This is a genomic window from Methylohalomonas lacus, from assembly GCF_024808875.1.
In the GTDB taxonomy this organism is placed as follows: domain Bacteria; phylum Pseudomonadota; class Gammaproteobacteria; order Methylohalomonadales; family Methylohalomonadaceae; genus Methylohalomonas; species Methylohalomonas lacus.
Map to the genome: position 1 here is coordinate 1 of NZ_JANUCT010000032.1, position 4,079 is coordinate 4,079.

At 60.1% G+C, this 4,079-nt stretch carries 6 protein-coding genes; 5 read left to right on the forward strand and 1 reads right to left on the reverse strand.

What is annotated here, in order from left to right; all coding sequences use genetic code 11:
• A partial coding sequence (locus tag J2T55_RS13130; protein WP_259057831.1) for an integrase core domain-containing protein occupies nucleotides 1–807 on the forward strand: 807 nt, incomplete at its 5' end.
• A 236-nt stretch (nucleotides 808–1,043) separates the two neighbouring features.
• Here J2T55_RS13130 and plsY read toward each other — a convergent pair.
• Nucleotides 1,044–1,649: a glycerol-3-phosphate 1-O-acyltransferase PlsY gene (gene plsY, locus J2T55_RS13135; RefSeq protein WP_259057833.1), complete on the reverse strand. Its 606-nt coding sequence runs from the start codon at nucleotides 1,647–1,649 to the stop codon at nucleotides 1,044–1,046.
• A 175-nt stretch (nucleotides 1,650–1,824) separates the two neighbouring features.
• Here plsY and folB point away from each other — a divergent pair, with 175 nt between their 5' ends.
• Genes folB through J2T55_RS13155 form a run of 4 tightly spaced genes read left to right on the forward strand, consistent with a single transcriptional unit; the run spans nucleotide 1,825 to nucleotide 3,764 of the window.
• The gene (gene folB, locus J2T55_RS13140; protein WP_259057835.1) at nucleotides 1,825–2,181 is read left to right on the forward strand and encodes a dihydroneopterin aldolase; all 357 of its coding nucleotides are present in this window, start codon (nucleotides 1,825–1,827) and stop codon (nucleotides 2,179–2,181) included.
• A complete protein-coding gene (gene folK, locus J2T55_RS13145) occupies nucleotides 2,181–2,678 on the forward strand; it encodes a 2-amino-4-hydroxy-6-hydroxymethyldihydropteridine diphosphokinase (protein WP_259057837.1) in 498 nt (165 codons plus the stop codon). The genes folB and folK overlap by 1 nt, the downstream gene beginning before the upstream one ends.
• A 3-nt stretch (nucleotides 2,679–2,681) precedes the next feature.
• Nucleotides 2,682–3,341, forward strand: a complete 660-nt coding sequence (locus tag J2T55_RS13150; protein ID WP_259057838.1) for an SGNH/GDSL hydrolase family protein — start codon at nucleotides 2,682–2,684, stop codon at nucleotides 3,339–3,341.
• Between the two features lie 3 nt (nucleotides 3,342–3,344).
• Nucleotides 3,345–3,764 carry a hypothetical protein gene (locus tag J2T55_RS13155; RefSeq protein WP_259057840.1) on the forward strand — a complete coding sequence of 140 codons (420 nt, stop codon included), beginning with the start codon at nucleotides 3,345–3,347 and terminating at the stop codon, nucleotides 3,762–3,764.
• The last annotated feature ends 315 nt before the right edge of the window (nucleotides 3,765–4,079 follow it).

Here is a 4,079-nt window from a genome sequence, read left to right on the forward strand (position 1 = left end):
CGCCAGGGTCTGGTCCAGCCGCGCCGGCGTCGGCACCGTGTGGTGCCGATGAGCGAACCGTTGTCGCATTGCCAGTCGGTGAACGCGGTCTGGAGCGCGGACTTCAAGGGCCCGTTCCGACTGGGCGATGGTCACTGGTGTTATCCGTTGACGGTCTCGGATAATTACAGTCGCTATCTGCTGGACTGTCAGGCGTTGGTGCAGCCCCGGGCAGTGCCGGTGCAGCAGCGGTTCGAACGGCTGTTCCGGTGTTATGGACTGCCGCAGGCGATCCGGACCGACAATGGCGCGCCGTTTGCCTCAAGGGCGCTGGGCGGTTTGAGCCGGTTGTCGGTCTGGTGGCTGAAGCTGGGCGTGTGGCCAGAACGGATTGAACCGGGTCATCCCGAACAGAATGGCCGGCATGAACGTCTGCACCGGACACTGAAGGCGGAGGCGACCCAACCGGCGTCAAAGCACCGGCGCGGCCAGCAGCAACGGTTTGGCCGGTTCCGGAAGGTCTACAATGAGCAGCGGCCGCATGAAGCGCTGGCGGGCCGGACGCCGGGGCAGGTATACCAGCCCTCAGCGCGGTCCTATCCGGCGCGCCTGCCGACGGTGACATATGACGACGACGTCGCGGTCCGGCAGGTGCGCAACAATGGCCTCATCAAGTGGCGCGGCGAACTGTACTTCGTCTCCCAGGCCCTGATTGGCGAGCCGGTGGGACTGACTGTCGTGGATGATGAGCGCTGGCAATTGCAGTTTGCCGGGATGCCGTTAGGCTTACTGGATACACAGCTGGGCAAGGTCGTTCGCCCAGTGTGAAGGGTCAATGTGTAACCCATGTCCCCGGTTTAATGTGTTACCGATGTCTCCGACCCGCACAGGTAGCGCTGCGCGCTGTTGGTTGATGCGTTCCCACAATGGCGGGCCTTGCCAATCACGAATCACTATTTACCAATTAACCCGTCCGTAGGAGGCCCGCCCCCGGGCCGAATGGGAAACTTCGCGGCGGGGTCGCCGCTCCTACCCATCACCAGTCATTTGCGATCCAGGAACGGTCAGCCTTTCTCGCCGATCCGGCCTTCGTTGCCGGCCATGAGGTTCTGGATGTTGGAGCGGTGCCGGGCGATCAGAAACAGCGTCATGACGCCGGTGACGCCGACCACCAGCAGGTTCGGCACGAGCAGGGCGGTGTAGACCGGCGTCAGCATCGCGGCGCAGATGGCGGCCAGCGACGAGTAGCGGAACAGCCCCGCCATCACCAGCCAGGTGGCGACAAAGCCGAGACCCAGCAACCAGTACAGGCCGAACAGTACGCCGATGAGGGTGGCGACGCCCTTGCCGCCCTGAAAGCGGAAGAATACCGGGTACAGGTGGCCGAGGAACGCGGCCAGGCCGGTCAGCGCGACTACGCTGATCGCCTGGTCAAAGGCCTGGGCGGCGAGCACCGGCAACAGGCCCTTGAGCAGGTCGCCGGCCAGCGTCAACAGCGCCGGTAGTCGCCCGTGCAGGCGCATGACGTTGGTCGCGCCCGGGTTGCCGGAACCGCCGGCGCGCGGATCGCCCAGGCCAAGCAGTCGGCAGACGACGATCGCCGAGGCAACAGAGCCGAGCAGGTAACCGGCGATGACGAACAAATAGGCGAACAGGTTGGCGGTCAGCATGGGCGCTATTGCAGCCGCTTACGCAGGTCCGGTCAAGCGCGGCCGCCGATCGTCGCACTTGCAGCCGCTTTCCCGGGCCGTGGCCGGACAGTGGCAATACAGGCTAGAGTGTCCCATCCAGAGCCAGTAAGATGAACATCCAATCAAACGACCCGCGGACAGAACAGTATTTTTCATGGACATTATCTATCTCAGCGACCTGCGCATCGATACCATCATCGGCATCTATGACTGGGAGCGGCGCGTCAAGCAGACCGTCATTATCGATATCGAGATGGGCGCCGATATTCGTGCCGCGGCCAACAGCGACAATATTGAAGACACGCTGAACTACAAGAACGTTGCCAAGCGGCTGTTCGCCTATATCGGCGAAAGCGAATTCGAACTGGTGGAAACGCTGGCCGAGAAAGTGGCCGAACTGATCCTGACGGAATTCAAGGTGCCGTGGCTGCGACTGAAGGTGAACAAGCAGGGCGCGGTGCGCGGCGTGCGTGACGTCGGCGTGATCATCGAGCGGGGGCAGAAGTCCTGATGGCGCGCATTTATATCGGTATCGGCACCAACATCGACCGTGCGCGCAACCTGAAAAGCGGCGTCGCCCGGCTGCGCGAGCAGTTCGGCGCGCTGGATCTGTCGACGGTCTACGAAACCGAGGCAGTGGGCTTCGCGGGCGACAACTTCTATAACATGGTCGTCGGCACCGACACCGAACTGTCGCCGCAAGAGGTCTATGATCTGCTCCACGACATCGAATTCGACTATGGTCGTGCGCGCGAGCAGCCGCGTTATTCCTCGCGCACACTGGACCTGGATCTGCTGCTGTATGACGACCAGGTGATCAAGACCGGGCAGTTCGAGTTGCCGCGCTATGACGTCGACGAGTATCCCTTTGTTCTGGCACCACTGGCCGAAATCGACGGCGAGCGCGTGCACCCGGTGAAAGGACAAACGTTCAGCGCGCTATGGCAGGCTTATGACAAGAGCGACCTGCGCATGTGGCCGGTGAACAATGTACTGGACGAGTCCTGACTGATGGAAACCGGACACGGCGGCACACGCATCATCTGTTTCGGTGATTCGATCACCGAGGCCGGCGAGTTCCCCCATGAGCAGCGCTGGCCAACCATTCTGCAGCGCCTGCTGGATGCCCGCTGGCCGGGTGGCTTTGAAGTGCATAACCGCGGTGTCAGCAATAACACCAGTGCGCAGGCTTTCGATCGCTTTGCCGCCGATGTGTTGCCGTTGCTGCCCGGTGTCATGCTGATCGAGTTCGGCTTCAATGACGCCAACGTGCCCGACTGGGCACGCGTGCCGCGGGTTGCGGTGGATGAATTCCGCAAGAATCTGCGCGAGTTTCAGCGCATCGCGCTGAACAGTGGCGGCCAGTGCGTATTCGTCATCAATCACAGCATTGGCGAGGTGACGGGCCGGCAGGGCAACGGTGAAAACTACCGCGATAATGTCGCACCTTATAATATCGCCATCCGTGATCTGGCCGTGACCCTGAACACTCCCTACATTGATCTGCCGGCAGCGATGGCGGCCCGATCGGTTGATGTGAATGACTTTGTTGCCGAGGACAAGCTGCACCTGTCGCAGCACGGCAATCAGTTGTATGCGGAACTTATCCTGGAAGGTCTGCAGGCTACTATACTTTCACCTGGAAACACGCACGCTTCGTCGGGAGCCTGAATTATGATGCATTCACTGAAAGCCGTTGTCGTGTCGTTGTTATTGGTTGTCTTGTTGGCAGCCTGTGCAAACATGGATCGACGTGAACGCCTGAGCGACCTGCAAAAGGCGCTGAAAGACTACGCCGCCGCCCTGCGCTGGGAACGCTATAATGATGCCTATGATTTCATCCGTGCGCGCGACGGCAGCAAGCCGGAGCTGAACATGGAAGGTTTCGAGGACTACCGCGTTACCAGTGTCGAGATCATCCGCAGCGATCTCAATCTCGAGGAAACCGAGGCAATGACCCACGTCGTCATCAAGTACTACAAGGACACTAGCGGCACGATCCGCGAGATCAAGGAATCACAGGACTGGTGGTACGAGGCCGAGGCAGAACGCTGGTTCCTCGACGGCGATTTACCGTATCTGGATAAGGGGTGACTGGTAACTGGTGATTGGTAATTTTTAACGGGTGCTTGGCGACGCCTGCACTAGTGTTATCAGATCAATCAACAGCGCGCAGCGCTACCGTTATCTCTTCCCCCTTGACGGGGGAAGTATGGATGGGGGTGTTGATAGTAACGGGTGACTGGTGATTCGTGATTGGCTGGGCCCGATGTCTGTGGGAGCGGATTACAATCCGCGAACAGTGTTGGTGTTAAGAGCCTGTAAATCAAATTGTGTAACTGCCCATTGGTGCTAGTGTACAAGAGGAGCCCATCAATGGCAGAGACAATGGATCAGGACAAACTGAAG